This window comes from Mycobacterium sp., from assembly GCF_035506235.1.
GTDB lineage: Bacteria > Actinomycetota > Actinomycetes > Mycobacteriales > Mycobacteriaceae > Mycobacterium.
In genome coordinates, this window is sequence record NZ_DATJPU010000011.1 from 24,330 (window position 1) to 39,040 (window position 14,711).

The 14,711-nt window shown below is 67.2% G+C and carries 15 protein-coding genes and 1 pseudogene; 11 read left to right on the forward strand and 5 right to left on the reverse strand.

Annotated features, from left to right (window positions below):
- Positions 1-19 precede the first annotated feature (19 nt).
- Together VMD50_RS01575 and VMD50_RS01580 are read left to right on the forward strand one after the other, a co-directional pair.
- Positions 20-748, forward strand: coding sequence for a TetR/AcrR family transcriptional regulator (locus tag VMD50_RS01575; protein WP_414685971.1), 729 nt, complete (start codon positions 20-22; stop codon positions 746-748).
- 117 nt (positions 749-865) lie between these two features.
- The gene (locus VMD50_RS01580; RefSeq protein ID WP_325424174.1) at positions 866-2,404 is read left to right on the forward strand and encodes a flavin-containing monooxygenase; all 1,539 of its coding nucleotides are present in this window, start codon (positions 866-868) and stop codon (positions 2,402-2,404) included.
- Between the two features lie 64 nt (positions 2,405-2,468).
- Here the strand turns inward: VMD50_RS01580 and VMD50_RS01585 are convergent, their stop codons facing one another.
- Both VMD50_RS01585 and VMD50_RS01590 read right to left on the reverse strand, forming a co-directional pair.
- Positions 2,469-3,008: a TetR/AcrR family transcriptional regulator gene (locus VMD50_RS01585; RefSeq protein ID WP_325424176.1), complete on the reverse strand. Its 540-nt coding sequence runs from the start codon at positions 3,006-3,008 to the stop codon at positions 2,469-2,471.
- Complete coding sequence (locus VMD50_RS01590) at positions 2,992-3,438, reverse strand: SRPBCC family protein (RefSeq protein ID WP_325424178.1); 447 nt, start codon at positions 3,436-3,438, stop codon at positions 2,992-2,994. The genes VMD50_RS01585 and VMD50_RS01590 overlap by 17 nt, the downstream gene beginning before the upstream one ends.
- A 171-nt stretch (positions 3,439-3,609) precedes the next feature.
- Here VMD50_RS01590 and nrdF point away from each other — a divergent pair, with 171 nt between their 5' ends.
- Both nrdF and VMD50_RS01600 read left to right on the forward strand, forming a co-directional pair.
- A complete protein-coding gene (nrdF, locus tag VMD50_RS01595; protein ID WP_325424180.1) occupies positions 3,610-4,584 on the forward strand; it encodes a class 1b ribonucleoside-diphosphate reductase subunit beta in 975 nt (324 codons plus the stop codon).
- Positions 4,585-5,331: 747 nt separating this feature from the next.
- Positions 5,332-5,421 (forward strand): annotated as a pseudogene (locus VMD50_RS01600) (hypothetical protein); the annotation flags it as partial.
- A gap of 248 nt (positions 5,422-5,669) precedes the next feature.
- Here the strand turns inward: VMD50_RS01600 and VMD50_RS01605 are convergent.
- Positions 5,670-5,933 carry a hypothetical protein gene (locus VMD50_RS01605; protein WP_325424182.1) on the reverse strand — a complete coding sequence of 88 codons (264 nt, stop codon included), beginning with the start codon at positions 5,931-5,933 and terminating at the stop codon, positions 5,670-5,672.
- A gap of 61 nt (positions 5,934-5,994) precedes the next feature.
- Between VMD50_RS01605 and VMD50_RS01610 the strand changes: the two genes are divergently transcribed.
- Together VMD50_RS01610 and VMD50_RS01615 are read left to right on the forward strand one after the other, a co-directional pair.
- Positions 5,995-6,861 carry a GGDEF domain-containing protein gene (locus VMD50_RS01610; protein WP_325424184.1) on the forward strand — a complete coding sequence of 289 codons (867 nt, stop codon included), beginning with the start codon at positions 5,995-5,997 and terminating at the stop codon, positions 6,859-6,861.
- Between the two features lie 75 nt (positions 6,862-6,936).
- Positions 6,937-7,350 (forward strand): DUF3349 domain-containing protein, encoded by a 414-nt coding sequence (locus tag VMD50_RS01615; protein ID WP_325424186.1) that lies wholly within the window; start codon positions 6,937-6,939, stop codon positions 7,348-7,350.
- On the opposite strand, the gene VMD50_RS01620 is transcribed toward VMD50_RS01615, so the two are convergent.
- Entirely contained in the window at positions 7,345-8,385 is a 1,041-nt protein-coding gene (locus VMD50_RS01620; RefSeq protein WP_325424188.1) for an NAD(P)-dependent alcohol dehydrogenase, read from the reverse strand. The genes VMD50_RS01615 and VMD50_RS01620 overlap by 6 nt on opposite strands.
- Positions 8,386-8,487: 102 nt before the next feature.
- Complete coding sequence (locus VMD50_RS01625) at positions 8,488-9,528, reverse strand: iron-siderophore ABC transporter substrate-binding protein (protein ID WP_325424203.1); 1,041 nt, start codon at positions 9,526-9,528, stop codon at positions 8,488-8,490.
- Between the two features lie 190 nt (positions 9,529-9,718).
- On the opposite strand from VMD50_RS01625, the gene ctaD reads away from it, so the two are divergent.
- From ctaD to VMD50_RS01650, 5 genes are all read left to right on the forward strand, one after another.
- Complete coding sequence (gene ctaD / locus VMD50_RS01630; protein WP_325424190.1) at positions 9,719-11,479, forward strand: aa3-type cytochrome oxidase subunit I; 1,761 nt, start codon at positions 9,719-9,721, stop codon at positions 11,477-11,479.
- Between the two features lie 15 nt (positions 11,480-11,494).
- A complete protein-coding gene (gene serB, locus VMD50_RS01635) occupies positions 11,495-12,730 on the forward strand; it encodes a phosphoserine phosphatase SerB (RefSeq protein WP_325424192.1) in 1,236 nt (411 codons plus the stop codon).
- Between the two features lie 29 nt (positions 12,731-12,759).
- A complete protein-coding gene (locus tag VMD50_RS01640) occupies positions 12,760-13,602 on the forward strand; it encodes an ABC transporter ATP-binding protein (protein WP_325424194.1) in 843 nt (280 codons plus the stop codon).
- Entirely contained in the window at positions 13,599-14,432 is an 834-nt protein-coding gene (locus tag VMD50_RS01645; protein WP_325424196.1) for an NUDIX hydrolase, read from the forward strand. Before VMD50_RS01640 ends, VMD50_RS01645 begins: the two co-directional genes overlap by 4 nt.
- Before the next feature lie 65 nt (positions 14,433-14,497).
- Positions 14,498-14,711 (forward strand): enoyl-CoA hydratase-related protein (locus tag VMD50_RS01650; protein ID WP_325424205.1); only part of this gene is annotated, 214 nt, incomplete at its 3' end.

Below are 14,711 nucleotides of genomic sequence, written 5' to 3' on the forward strand. Positions count from 1 at the left end.
GGTGCTTGATGTGGTGAGAATGCCTCGGCCTTCGAGACCGCACCCCAGCGTGAAGCCCGGGGTAAAGGTCGACGCGCGCAGCGAGCGCTGGCGCGAACACCGCAAGAAGGTGCGCGGCGAGATCGTCGAGGCGGCCTTCCGCGCCATCGACCGCCTGGGTCCCGAGCTGAGCGTGCGCGAGATCGCCGAGGAGGCCGGGACCGCCAAGCCGAAGATCTACCGGCACTTCCACGACAAGTCCGACCTGTTCCAGGCGATCGGGGAGCGCCTGCGCGACATGCTCTGGGGCGCGATCTTCCCGTCGATCGACCTGAAGACCGACTCGGCCCGCCGGGTGATCCGGCGCGCAGTCGAGGAGTACGTCATCCTCGTCGACAAGCACCCCAACGTGCTGCGGGTCTTCATCCAGGGCCGCTCCGCGGCGAGCCCGCAAATCCTCGAAGAGGGCCGCGGAATAACCCTGGCCGTCGCCGACATGTTCGACAACGAGCTGCGGGAGATGGAGCTGGATCACGCGGCGATCGAACTGGCCGGACACGCGGCGTTCGGCTCGGCCGCGTCGGCTACCGAGTGGTGGTTGGGCCCCGACCCCGACAGCCCGCGACGCATGCCGCGCGAGCAATTCGTCGCCCACCTGACGACGATCATGATGGGGGTGATCGTCGGCACCGCCGAGGTGCTGGGGATCTCGATGGACCCTGACCAGCCGATCCACAGTGTGGTGCCCAGCAACCCCGCCGCCAGCTGAGGACCTTTGGCCCTTTGACATCGCTCCGGCGATCGTCAACACTCGTGCCATCCGATACCCTGGGTACTGGGTATTTGCGGGAGCTAACAGGAAGACCGATTCACCGTGACCGATGCCATGACACATGTTGAGCCGACTCAGGCGCACGAGCCGGTGCACACCCGCGCCCTCATCATCGGGACCGGCTTCTCCGGTCTCGGTATGGGGATCGCACTGCAAAAGCAGGGTGTGGACTTCGTCATCCTGGAGAAGGCCGGCGACATCGGGGGCACCTGGCGAGACAACAGCTACCCCGGCTGCGCATGCGACATCCCGTCGCACCTGTACTCGTTTTCGTTCGAGCCCAAGCCCGACTGGAAGAACCCGTTCTCCTATCAGCCCGAGATCTGGGACTACCTCAAGGGAGTCGCCGACAAATACGGGCTGCGCCGCTACATCGTGTTCGATTCGCTGGTGGATCGGGGCCACTGGGACGACGACGAGAACCGGTGGCACGTGTTCACCGCCGACGGCCGCGAGTACGTCGCCCAGTTCCTGATCTCCGGCGCGGGTGCGCTGCACATCCCGTCGTTCCCCGACATCGAGGGCCGTGACGAATTCCGTGGACCCGCTTTCCATTCCGCGGAGTGGGACCACAGCGTCGACCTGACCGGCAAGCGGGTGGCGATCATCGGCACCGGCGCCAGCGCGATCCAAATCGTGCCCGAGATCGTCGGGCAGGTCTCCGAACTGCAGCTCTACCAGCGCACCCCGCCGTGGGTGGTCCCGCGCTCCAACCCGGACCTCCCGGTGGCCCTGCGTCGGGCCATGGAGAACGTCCCCGGGCTGCGCGCGCTGACGCGGCTGGGGATCTACTGGGCCCAGGAGGCGCTGGCCTACGGCATGACCAAGCGTCCCAACGCGCTGAAGGTCATCGAGGCCTACGCGAAATACAACATCCGGCGCTCGGTGAAGGATCGCGAGCTGCGCCGCAAGCTGACCCCGCATTACCGCATCGGGTGCAAGCGAATCCTCAACTCCTCCACGTATTACGGTGCGGTCGCGGACCCCAGGACCCAACTGATCACCGAGGGCATCAGCCGCATCACGCCCGACGGGATCGTCACCGCCGACGGCCGGGAGCACAAGGTGGACGTGATCGTCTACGCCACCGGCTTCCACGTCACCGACTCCTACACCTACGTCCAGATCAAGGGGCGCCACGGAGAGGACCTGGTCGACCGCTGGAACCGCGAGGGCATCGGCGCCCATCGCGGCATCACCGTCGCCGACGTGCCCAACCTCTTCTTCCTGCTGGGACCCAACACCGGGCTCGGGCACAACTCCGTGGTGTTCATGATCGAATCCCAGATCCACTACGTCGCCGACGCGATCGAGACCTGCGACAAGATGGGCGCGCAGGCGCTGGCCCCCACCCGCGAAGCGCAGGACCGGTTCAACGATGAGCTGCAACGCAGGCTGTCGCACTCGGTGTGGAACAGCGGCGGCTGCAGCAGCTGGTATCTGGACGAGCACGGTAAGAACACCGTGCTGTGGGGCGGTTACACCTGGGAGTACTGGCGGGCGACCCGATCAGTCAAGCCCGAGGAGTACCGGTTTTTCGGGGTGGGCAGTACGCGCGGTCACAAGGACCTGAGCCGCGCCGGGCAGGCGTAAGCGCCTACCAGTCCATCGCCGTGCCACTTTCGACCGCCGCCCGCGCGGCGGGCATAGTTTCCGGTCAGCCGCGCAGCAGACGTATGAAAGCCTCCGCGGCCGCGTCGACGCCGGCGTCGTCGTCGGTCGCCACGAGATCCAGTAGCAGGCCGCGGATTACGGCCAGCCCAAGCCTTGCCATGCCACGGTCGACCGGGCCGTCGGCGACCGCCTCGACTTCGGCGAGCCAGCCGTCGACTGCGTCGGGAACCATTCGGACGAAAGGTTTTTCGCCCTGGGTGGCCCGGGCGTAGCACTCGAAGAACAGGCGTTCCAGCTGCCGTAGTTCGGGGCGGCGGAGGTCGGCCCACATGGCGGCGAAGCTGTCGGCCGGAGTCGTGGGCAAGCGGGGCAGCAGCCCCATCTGGCGGCGCTCGGCCTCCTCGACGATCGCAATCAGCAGATCTTCTCGAGAACCAAAGTGGTGCAACAGCATCCGGTGACTGGTGCCGACCGCGGCGGCGACATCGCGGAGCGAACGGTTGCCGATGCCGTTCGCGGCGAACTCGTTGAAGAGAGCGTCGAGCAGCCGGCGGCGCCGTTCGGTGTCAGGAGTGCGCACCATTGGCGCGGCTGAGCTGCTCGGACCGGGCCTTGAGGCCTTCGGCCTCGAGTTTGAGGTAGCGCTTGGTCCGCCTGACCGTCAGCTGCCCCACCAGCGCACCGAGGACGCCCCGCTGATCGAGTCCCTGGCGCACCAGCGTCCGGCCGCCGGGCAGGGCGGTGACGTAGTGGCGAGCGGTCACCAGTACGCCGGGGGAGCGGTGCACCCACGTCCAGGATGTGCCGGGTTCGAGCTCGGTGACCTTCCACACCAGCTTCTGCAGGCCCGGTTGCTTGATCGCGAACCGCCTGCCTACGGCGAGGGTGGACCCGTCCTGCCCGTTCAGGGATGTCACCGAGGCGGTCCACTCGGGCCAGCGCTCGACGTCGCTGAAGACGTCCCATACCAGCCGGGGCGGCGCGTCAATCTCCACACTGTCTTCGGTAATCATGTACCAAATGGTACATAAAGTGCCCGGTTCTGCCTAGGCCTGCGACGGGACTGGGTTGACGGCGCGACACGGCAAACACAACTTCTTGTGTTCCGTCGGCTTGTCGTACCCCAGGGGTAGTGTCGGAAGTCTGGGTATCGCAGGCAAACCGTCTGGTGAAGTGGGGTTCTGGTGACCGAAAACATGAAGCTGATTGACCGCGTTTCGGCGATCAACTGGAACCGGCTGCAAGACGACAAGGACGCCGAGGTCTGGGACCGGCTGACGGGCAATTTCTGGCTGCCCGAGAAGGTGCCGGTGTCCAACGACCTCCCGTCGTGGGGCACGCTGACCGCAAACGAGAAGCAGCTGACGATGCGGGTGTTCACCGGGCTGACGCTGCTGGACACCATCCAGGGCACGGTCGGGGCGGTCAGCCTGATCCCCGATGCCCTGACCCCGCACGAAGAGGCCGTCTACACCAACATCGCGTTCATGGAGTCGGTGCACGCCAAGAGCTACAGCTCCATCTTTTCCACGCTGTGCTCGACGGCCGAGATCGACGACGCCTTCCGCTGGTCGGAGGAGAATCCCAACCTGCAGCGCAAGGCCGAGATCGTCATGCAGTACTACAAGGGCGACGAACCGCTGAAGCGCAAGGTGGCCTCCACGCTGCTGGAGAGCTTCCTCTTCTACTCCGGGTTCTACCTGCCGATGTACTGGTCGAGCCGGGCCAAGCTGACCAACACCGCCGACATGATCCGGCTCATCATCCGCGACGAGGCCGTGCACGGCTACTACATCGGCTACAAGTTCCAGCGCGGACTGGCGCTGGTCGACGACGCCAAGCGCGCCGAGCTCAAGGACTACACCTACGAGCTGCTGTTCGAGCTCTACGACAACGAGGTGGAGTACACGCAGGATCTCTACGACGAGGTCGGGCTGACCGAGGACGTCAAGAAGTTCCTGCGCTACAACGCCAACAAGGCGCTGATGAACCTCGGCTACGAAGCGCTGTTCCCGCGCGACGAGACCGACGTCAACCCGGCGATCCTGTCGGCGTTGTCGCCGAACGCCGACGAGAACCACGACTTCTTCTCCGGGTCCGGGTCGTCGTACGTGATCGGCAAGGCCGTCGTCACCGAAGACGAGGACTGGGACTTCTGAAGTCCCAGTTGAGCGGGGTAACGCCCGCAGTGACACCGTGCGCCGCTTATCGCCCGGGAATGGGAGCGCTCCGGCGGGGTTGAAAAACCCCACCATTCGGCTGGCGCAATGCTACAAATGCTGTCACCGCTGTAACGAGCGGCGGCAGAGCGCCGCCGTCTGCCAGGGAAAAGGAATCGCAACATTGAAGACGAGAGTGATGGCCACGGTTGGCGCTGCAGCCTTGGCCGCTGCTGTTATGTGGACCGCACCATCGGCATCGGCTAGCACCCCCTATTGCGATGCGCTCCCGCCGAGGGACGCTCACGAGTGCAACTGTGGCTTCGACTTCGCCCCGGGTAGTCAGGAGCTCCATGATTGCCTGTATGGAAATGCCGCGGCGTCCACCCCGAAAGCGGATCCGAACTAGGTAGACCACGACATATGCGGAAGGCGAGGACAGCCAAACCGGGAGTTGTGGTTGTTTGTTGCTCGGCGAGCCCCTGACCCGCAGTACGTGCCAACCGCGCCCGCGGCGCTGCAACCGTTGATGCCGTTCGGCTTTGAGATTCACAAGAACCAGCCGGCGAGTGCCGCGTCGCCGTAACGACCCGCATAGGGGTCGACGAGATCAGGCCGCCCCCGATGAGGAGCGCAAAAGCGGCGCGATCAACTAGTCAGACGCGCGGACCCGGCCGATCTGGTTCCGTCAGGGAGCAACGTGATGTGGTTTCGCTTCTCAACGCCGGATCACATCCCGACCAGGTAGCTGATCAGGACCACGACTTTTTCTCCGGGTCCGGGTCGCCGCACGTGATCGGCAAGGCCGTCGTCACCGAGGACGAGGACTGGGACTTCCGAACCGGTCGTCAGCGAAGCGGCGAACCACGGGACATCGAGACCGCAGCGAATCGCGTTGCCACTGACCGATAGTGAGTTTGACTGCTCGTAAGCGACGCGGTCGTCACCGCCGCAACGCGGGACCAGCAGCGTGGCCTGGGCGCGCGAAATTTGTCTACGGGGTAAAAGTCAGCTAAATCTCGCGAAAACAAACTTTCTCCCTGTCTTTGTCTGATCTACTCAGGACATCGGGCCCACGTTCCTTCTTAACTTCTCGCGCTGCGCACAGCGGCGCTTCTTTCGGAGGTTTGCTGACGGATGTCCCGGCCGGTGGGTTGGCGGAGTAAGCCCGAGAGGTACGAGTGGATCAGGGCGTTTCTGTCCCAGCGGGGACGGTTGCGAGCGGCGCAGCGGATCATGGCTGTCGTCTGCGCGTCGGCCGCGTTAGCACCGTTGACCGTGTTGTGCAGCCAGCACCGGCCGAGCGCGGGCGCAGTGCTCATCGGCGGCATCACCGCGGTGTTCAGCATCGGTATGACCGTCTTCTATCTGGCGCGCTGGCCAACGCGACGGCAGTCGGAGGCGGCCGCCGTGATCGGCGTGCTGTGCATCGGGGGGTGGAGCTTCATCCAGCCCACCGCAGCTCTCGCTGCCCTGGCGTGCACTCCCTCGGCAGTCACCGGGGCCTACTGCGCAATATTCCACCGCCGAAAAATCGTGCTGTTCCACACCGCGGTGGCCGTCGCGATCGCGATCGCGGCGGTGGCGCGGCTGGCCGGGGAAGTCAGTCTGGCGGCGGCGATATCGGCGTTCTGGCTGATCAACTTCGTCAACGTGTCGGTGCTCCTTGGTGCTTGGGGTATGTCGCAGGCGATGAGGGGGTATGCGCAGCGCTCCGAAGAGGATCCGCTCACCGGCCTACTGAACCGGCGCGCGTTCATCGAGACGGTCGCCAATCGCCTGGCAGATCCACCGCGGGCGCACACCCAATTGACCGTGGCGATGCTCGATCTCGACAATTTCAAACGCATTAACGACACCCATGGTCATTGCGTTGGTGATCATGCGCTCCGGGCAGTGAGTGGGCTGCTGCTCGAGCACACTCCCGACGACGCCATCGTCTGCCGCGCCGGCGGCGAAGAGTTCCTCATCGCGCTGACGTGCATCCCTTCCGAGATCGAACCGCTGGCCGAGCGGATTTGCGCTGCCGTGACCGGGCTTTCCCCGGAGATGACGGCGAGTATCGGCACCGCCGGCGCCGAGTTGCCGTGGTTGAGCGGTCCTGAGAGGACCGCCCGTATCGAGGAACTCATCGCGATCGCCGACAGCGCAATGTATGCCGCCAAGCGCAGCGGTGGGAACCAGGCTCGCCACGCGGCGAGCCGGGTAGCCGGGCCGACCACGGGCCGCCCGACGGATCCCAGGGCTTCTTCTCCGGCCCGGGGTCGTCGTACATGATCGGGCCGTGAACGGCGCATGAATTGTGGGTCCGCTGCGACGCCCCGGTGAGGCCGCTGCCATGACACTTATGACGTGACTTCAACCCACGCTAACCACAAGCACGCCAAGTTTCTCCGGTCAGTGATCCGTTGGCTGGACGTCGGGTACCCGCAGGGCGTCCCCGGACCGGACCAGGTCGCGTTGTTCGCCCTGCTCAAGAGCACACCACTGACCCAGGATCAGCTCGAGGAAGTGGTGCAAAACATCATCTCGAAGCACAAGGCCGAAGGCGACGGCGCCGTCAGCCGCGACGAGATCGAAGACTTCATCTCACAGACCACCCACTGCGACGCCGGTCGGGAGGACATCGTCCGGGTGGCCTCGACGCTGGCCGCCGCCGGTTGGCCGCTGGCCGGCATCGACGTCAGCGAGGTGTGCCCGGGCGACGACCACGCCGAGGCAGCCGAAGAGGTTGCGTGCCAAGGCGTTTCGAAAGCCCCGTCATAGCTTCGAGATGTCGATCACGAAGCGGTAGCGCACGTCGCTGGCGAGCACCCGCTCGTAGGCCTCGTTGACATAGTCGGGCTCGATGAGCTCGATCTCGGGCGTCACGTCGTGTTCGGCGCAGAAGTCGAGCATCTCCTGCGTCTCGGCGATCCCGCCGATGTTGGACCCGGACAGGCTGCGCCGCGCCAGGGCCAGCGGGAAAGCGTGCACCTCCATGGGGTGCTCGGGGATGCCCAGCTCGACAAGCGTGCCGTCGACGTCCAGCAGGTTGACGTAGTCATCGAGCTTCAGGTTGGCCGACACGGTGTTCAGGATCAGGTCGAAGCTGCCGCGCAGGTTGCGGAAGGTGTCCGGGTCGGCCGTCGCGTAGTAGTGGGCGGCGCCCAGCCGCAGGCCGTCCTCCATCTTCTTCAGCGACTGCGACAGCACCGTCACGTCGGCGCCCATCGCGGCGCCCAGCTTGACGCCCATGTGTCCCAGCCCGCCCAGGCCGATGATCGCCAGCCGGGTGTTCTCACCGGCCTTCCAGTGCCGCAGCGGGGAGAACAGCGTGATCCCGGCGCACAGCAGCGGCGCCGCCTTGTCCAGCGGCAGCGAGTCGGGGATGCGCACGACGAAGTTCTCGTCCACGACGATGGCCTGGCTGTAGCCGCCCTGCGTCGGCGTGCCGTCCTTGTCGATGGAGTTGTAGGTGAAGGTCGCCCCCGGCTTGCAGTATTGCTCGAGGCCGGCCTTGCAGCTGCTGCACTGACCGCACGAGTTCACCATGCAGCCCACCCCGACGTGGTCGCCCACCTTGTGCTTGGTGACGTCGGAGCCCACCTCGGTGACCACGCCCGCGATCTCATGGCCGGGCACAACGGGGTAATTCGGTTGGCCCCATTCGGCTTTGACGGTGTGGATGTCCGAGTGGCAGATCCCGGCGAACCTGATGTCGATGACGACGTCGTGCGGGCCGGGTTCGCGACGGTCGATGGTGGTCTTGGTCAGCGGTGCCGTCGCCGAGGTGGCGGCGTACGCCGAAACTGTGCTCATGAAATATCCCTCTTTGATCTCGATTGCGTCGTCAAGAAGTTTAGCTAAGGTAATGTTCTCGGGCCACTTGCCGGGTGGCGCGCCGAAGCCAGCTTATGACGGCTAGTTGATCGGGGCATTGACCAGGCGCAGGTCGTCGACGATGCCGCGGGCCGCGATCAAGCCCTCGCCGGTCTGCCACACCTCGTCGTTGACGACGTAGACCCGGTTGTCGTGATTGGCGGACAGCTTGCGCCACGGATTGCTGTCCAGCACGGCGGCGGCGCGGTCCGCGGCGGCCGGGGTGGCGCACGACACGTAGACTACGTCGGCATCGGCGGCCGCGAGGTCCGGGTTCTTCGCAAGGTCGGCGTCGGTGGCCGGAATCTCGATGTAGGGCTTGTCGGTGAACCGCTGGGCGGCCGGGCGGTCCACCCCGACCGCGCCGAGCACGCTGGCCGGGAAGTTGTTGGCGCCGTAGACCCGGATGGCGCTGGTCGTCAGCTGCACGATCGACGCCTGGAAGTGGGACGCGTCGTGGCTGGTCCCGATCTGGGTGGCCCGCTGGGTGAAGCCGTTGATCAGCGCGTCGGTCGCCGCGGCGCGTGCGGTTGCCGCCCCCACGCCGCGCAGGTTGTCCCGCCAGGCCGCGCCGGGTGCCGCCGTGAACACCGTGGGGGCGATCGCCGCGAGCCGGGGGTACAGCCTCGGGGTCAGCCCTTCCGACCCCAGGATCAGGTCCGGGTGGGCCGCGGCGATGCCGCCGAGGTCGGGGTTGCTGCGGGTGCCGACGCCGGGCAGGCCGTGCACCGCGTTGCCCAGATAGGCGGGCTGGCTCGAGGCGCCGTCGGGCAGCGCGGCGGCGACCACCCGCGATTGCAGGCCGAGCGCGCACAGGGCGTCGAGCTGGTCGCCGGAGAGCACCACGATGCGCTGGGCCTCCGCGGGAACCGCGACCGTGTCGGGTGTGACGCCCGCGGCGTTGCGGGCCTGTCGCGTCGGCGGCCCCGGATCGGCCGGCGCGGCTCCACGCGCGCAGGACTCGTCCGGCCGGCGATCGTTGCCCAGCACCCCGGCCCCGTCGATTTGGGTGGTGGGCGTGACCAGCGACCGGGTCGAGGCCGTGGTCCCCGAGTCGCCCGACCCGCATCCGGCGCAGGCCATGACGGCTGCCGTCAGAACGGCTGCCGCCCTGATCGATCGGCTCCCCAGCACGGGTCCGACGCTAACATCCGGGGACTTCGGAGCCTTTTACGACAGTTTGTAGGACTGCCCCTGACGACGAGTTGTACGGAGGCTAAGATTCGAAGTCAATACTGGGTTCGGGCGTGACCGACGATGTTTGGAGGAGCTGTTGACAGCCGAAGCCCCCCCATTGGGAGAACTCGAGGCCGTCCGTCCGTACCCGGCCCGGACCGGTCCCAAAGGGAACCTTGTCTACAAGCTGATCACCACGACCGATCACAAGATGATCGGCATCATGTACTGCGTCGCCTGCTTCATCTTCTTCTTCCTCGGTGGGCTGCTGGCGCTGTTCATGCGCACCGAGTTGGCGGCGCCGGGACTGCAGTTCCTGTCGAACGAGCAGTTCAACCAGCTGTTCACCATGCACGGCACGATCATGCTGCTGTTCTATGCCACCCCGATCGTGTTCGGCTTCGCCAACCTGGTGCTGCCGCTGCAGATCGGCGCGCCCGACGTCGCCTTCCCGCGGCTGAACGCGTTCTCGTTCTGGCTGTTCCTGTTCGGCGCCCTGCTCGCCTCCGCCGGTTTCATCACGCCGGGTGGTGCGGCCGACTTCGGCTGGACCGCCTACACCCCGCTGAGCGATGCCATCCACTCGCCCGGCGCCGGCGGTGACCTGTGGATCATGGGTCTGGCCGTCGCCGGCCTCGGCACCATCCTGGGCGCGGTCAACATGATCACCACGGTGGTCTGCATGCGCGCACCCGGGATGACGATGTTCCGGATGCCGATCTTCACCTGGAACATCCTGGTGACGTCCATCCTGGTGCTGATCGCCTTCCCGTTGCTGACCGCGGCGCTGTTCGGGCTGGCCGCCGACCGCCACCTGGGTGCCCACGTCTACGACCCGGCCAACGGCGGAGTCATCTTGTGGCAGCACCTGTTCTGGTTCTTCGGCCACCCCGAGGTGTACATCATCGCGCTGCCGTTCTTCGGGATCGTCACCGAAATCATCCCCGTGTTCGCCCGCAAGCCGGTCTTCGGCTACACCACGCTGGTGTACGCGACGCTCTCGATCGCCGCGCTGTCGGTCGCGGTGTGGGCGCACCACATGTTCGCCACGGGAGCCGTTCTGCTGCCGTTCTTTTCGTTCATGACGTATCTGATCGCGGTGCCGACCGGGATCAAGTTCTTCAACTGGATCGGCACGATGTGGAAGGGCCAGTTGACCTTCGAGACGCCGATGCTGTTCACGCTGGGCTTCATGGTGACCTTCCTGCTGGGCGGCCTGACGGGCGTGCTGCTGGCCAGCCCGCCGCTGGACTTCCACGTCAGCGACACCTACTTCGTCGTCGCGCACTTCCACTACGTGCTGTTCGGCACGATCGTGTTCTCCACGTTCGCCGGCATCTACTTCTGGTTCCCGAAGATGACCGGCCGGCTGCTGGACGAGCGGCTGGGCAAGTTGCACTTCTGGCTGACGTTCATCGGCTTCCACACCACGTTCCTGGTGCAGCACTGGCTGGGCGACATGGGCATGCCGCGCCGCTACGCCGACTACCTGCCCACCGACGGCTTCCAGGGCCTGAACGTGATCTCGACGATCGGCGCCTTCATCCTGGGTGCGTCGATGTTCCCGTTCGTGTGGAACGTCTTCAAGAGCTGGCGCTACGGCGAGATCGTGACCGTCGATGACCCGTGGGGCTACGGCAACTCGCTGGAGTGGGCGACCAGCTGCCCGCCGCCGCGGCACAACTTCACCGAGCTACCCCGGATCCGTTCGGAGCGACCGGCTTTCGAGTTGCACTACCCGCACATGGTGGAACGGCTGCGCGCCGAGGCGCACGTCGGGCGCCACGCGACGGCGCTCGAGTCGCCGAAGGGATTCGGCCCGCGGACTGAACCCGATCGCTCGACCGCTGAGCAGTAGCGGCGGCTGCCGGGAGTGAACTCGCCACTCAAGGTGTCGGTGCTGATCACCGTCACCGGCGTGGATCAGCCAGGCGTGACGTCGGCGCTCTTCGAGGTGCTGTCACGGTACGGGGTGGAGTTGCTCAACGTCGAACAGGTGGTGATCCGCGGGCGCCTCACGCTGGGCGTGCTGCTGTGCTGTCCGCCGGAGGTCGCCGACGGCGGCCTGTTGCGCGGTGACGTCGAATCCGCCGTCCGCGGGCTGGGCCTGGACGTCGACATCGAGCGCAGCGACGACGTGCCGATCATCCGGGACCCGTCGACCCACACCGTCTTCGTGCTCGGCCGGCCGATCACCGCCCGGGCGTTTGGCGCGGTGGCCCGCGAGCTGGCGGCGCTGGGCGTCAACATCGACCTGATCCGCGGCGTCTCCGACTATCCCGTCACCGGTCTGGAGCTGCGGGTGTCCGCGCCGCCGTTGGCCGACGGCGCGCTGCGGAACGCGCTGAACCGGGTGGCCGCCGACGAGGGCGTCGACGTCGCGGTCGAGGAGTACAGCCTGGAACGGCGCGCCAAAAGGCTCGTCGTGTTCGACGTCGATTCCACGCTGGTGCAGGGCGAGGTCATCGAGATGCTGGCGGCCCGGGCGGGCGCGCAGGGAGCGGTCGCCGCGATCACCGAGGCGGCGATGCGCGGCGAGCTGGATTTCGCGCAGTCGCTCGAGCAGCGGGTGGCGACGCTGGAGGGCCTGCCGGCGACCGTGATCGACGAGGTCGCCGACCAGCTGGAACTGATGCCCGGCGCCCGGACAACGATACGAACGTTGCGGCGCTTGGGTTTTCACTGCGGCGTGGTCTCCGGTGGGTTCCGGCGGATCATCGAACCTTTGGCGCGGGAGCTGATGCTGGACTACGTCGCCGCCAACGAGCTGGAGATCATCGACGGGAAGCTCACCGGCCGCGTCGTCGGGCCGATCGTCGATCGGGCCGGCAAGGCGGCGGCCCTTCGGGAATTCGCCGAGCAGGCCGGGGTGCCGATGGCGCAGACCGTCGCGGTCGGCGACGGCGCCAACGACATCGACATGCTGGCCGCGGCGGGGCTGGGCGTGGCGTTCAACGCCAAGCCGGCGTTGCGTGCGGTCGCCGACGCGTCGTTGAGCCACCCCTATCTGGACACCGTCCTGTTTCTGCTCGGCGTGACGCGCGGGGAGATCGAGGCCGCCGACGCGGTCGACGGCCAGCTGCGCCGCGTGGAGATCCCGCCGGATTAGGTGCGCGCCCGGTACGGCACGATGGTCGGGTGCCCGAAAGCGGAAGTGAGGCAGCCGACCCCGATCTGCTGATCGACTTCAGGAACGTGTCGCTGCAGCGCGACGGACGCGTCCTGGTCGGACCGCTGGATTGGGCGGTGGAACTCGACGAACGCTGGGTGATCATCGGGCCCAACGGTGCCGGCAAGACGTCGTTGCTGCGCATCGCCGCGGCCACCGAGCACCCGTCGTCGGGGGTGGCGTTCGTACTCGGCGAGCGGCTGGGCCGGGTCGACGTTTCCGAGTTGCGTTCGCGGATCGGCCTGAGTTCGTCGGCCCTGGCGCAGCGCGTGCCCGGCGACGAACTTGTGCGCGACCTCGTGGTGTCGGCGGGCTACGCGGTGCTGGGTCGTTGGCGGGAGCGCTACGAGGACGTCGACTACCAACGCGCGCTCGACATGCTGGAAAGCCTTGGCGCCGAACACCTCGCGGACCGCACGTACGGCACGCTGTCGGAGGGGGAGCGCAAGCGCGTGCTGATCGCGCGCGCGTTGATGACCGACCCGGAGCTGCTGCTGCTCGACGAACCCGCCGCCGGCCTGGACCTGGGCGGCCGGGAGGAGCTGGTGGCCCGGCTGGCCGACCTGGCCGCCGACCCCGATGCGCCCGCGCTGGTGCTGGTCACGCACCACGTGGAGGAGGTTCCGCCCGGCTTCAGCCACTGCATGCTGCTGTCGGAGGCCAAGGTGGTCGCCGCCGGCCTGCTGCCCGACGTGCTGACCGCCGAGAACCTGTCGGCCGCGTTCGGCCAGTCCATCGCCCTGGACGTCGTCGACGGGCGGTATTTCGCCCGCCGAGTTCGCACCCGCGCAGCCCACCGGAGGCAACTATGACCGCACCGCAGGACCCGCCACCCCTGGTGCCCCGGCCGGCCGCGACCGTGATGCTGGTCCGCGATGAGCCGGAGGGCTCAAAGACCGGGTTGGCGGTGTTCCTGATGCGCCGGCACGCCCGGATGGAGTTCGCTGCCGGGACGATGGTGTTCCCCGGCGGCGGCGTCGACGACCGCGACCGCAACGCCGATATCGCTTGGGCCGGGCCGCCGCCGCAGTGGTGGGCGCAGCGGTTCGGCGTCGAGCCCGACCTGGCCGAGGCGCTGGTCTGCGCCGCCGCCCGGGAGACGTTCGAGGAATCCGGCGTGCTCTTCGCCGGGCCGGCCGGGGACCCGGACGGCATCGTCGGCGACGCCTCGGTGTACGGCGACGCGCGCCGCGCGCTGGCGGAGGGGACGCTGTCCTTCGCGGACTTCCTGCGCGGCGAAAACCTGGAGCTGCGCTCCGACCTGCTGCGGCCGTGGGCCAACTGGGTCACCCCGGAGGCCGAGCGCACCCGCCGCTACGACACCTATTTCTTCGTGGGTGCCCTGCCGGAGGGGCAACGGGCCGACGGTGAGAACACCGAATCCGACCGCGCCGGCTGGACGACGCCGCAGGCCGCCATCGATGACTTCGCGGCCGGCCGCAGCTTCCTGCTGCCGCCGACGTGGACGCAGCTGGACTCGCTGGCCGGCCGCACCGTCGACGACGTGCTGTCCGTCGAGCGCCAGATCGTCACGGTGCAGCCGCATTTGGAGATCAAGGGCGACAACTGGGTGTTCGAGTTCTTCGACTCCGACCGCTACCACGCGGCCCGCAAGCAGGGCGGGATGGGGTGGCGCCATTGACCGGGTGCGAGCGCGAGTTCGTCAGCGTCGTGGTGAGCGACGGCTCGCGCGACGCCGGCCTGGCGATGCTGCTGCTGTCGCGGCCGCCCACCAACGCCATGACCCGGCAGGTCTATCGGGAGATCGTGGCCGCGGCCGGCGAGCTCGGCCGGCGCGACGACGTCGCCGCGGTGATCCTCTTCGGCGGCCACGAGATCTTCTCCGCCGGCGACGACACGGGCGAGTGGGCGACGCTGAGCGCGGCGGAGGCCGACGTCGCGGCGCGGGTGCGGCAGGAGG

Coding starts and splice junctions, on each gene's coding strand:
- VMD50_RS01575 (WP_414685971.1), top strand. CDS start 20: ATGCCTCGGCCTTCGAGACCGCACCCCAGCGTGAAGCCCGGGGTAAAG.
- VMD50_RS01580 (WP_325424174.1), top strand. CDS start 866: ATGACACATGTTGAGCCGACTCAGGCGCACGAGCCGGTGCACACCCGC.
- VMD50_RS01585 (WP_325424176.1), bottom strand. CDS start 3,008: ATGGTGCGCACTCCTGACACCGAACGGCGCCGCCGGCTGCTCGACGCT.
- VMD50_RS01590 (WP_325424178.1), bottom strand. CDS start 3,438: ATGATTACCGAAGACAGTGTGGAGATTGACGCGCCGCCCCGGCTGGTA.
- VMD50_RS01605 (WP_325424182.1), bottom strand. CDS start 5,933: ATGCTGAACACCGCGGTGATGCCGCCGATGAGCACTGCGCCCGCGCTC.
- VMD50_RS01620 (WP_325424188.1), bottom strand. CDS start 8,385: ATGAGCACAGTTTCGGCGTACGCCGCCACCTCGGCGACGGCACCGCTG.
- VMD50_RS01625 (WP_325424203.1), bottom strand. CDS start 9,528: ATGGCCTGCGCCGGATGCGGGTCGGGCGACTCGGGGACCACGGCCTCG.
- VMD50_RS01645 (WP_325424196.1), top strand. CDS start 13,599: ATGACCGCACCGCAGGACCCGCCACCCCTGGTGCCCCGGCCGGCCGCG.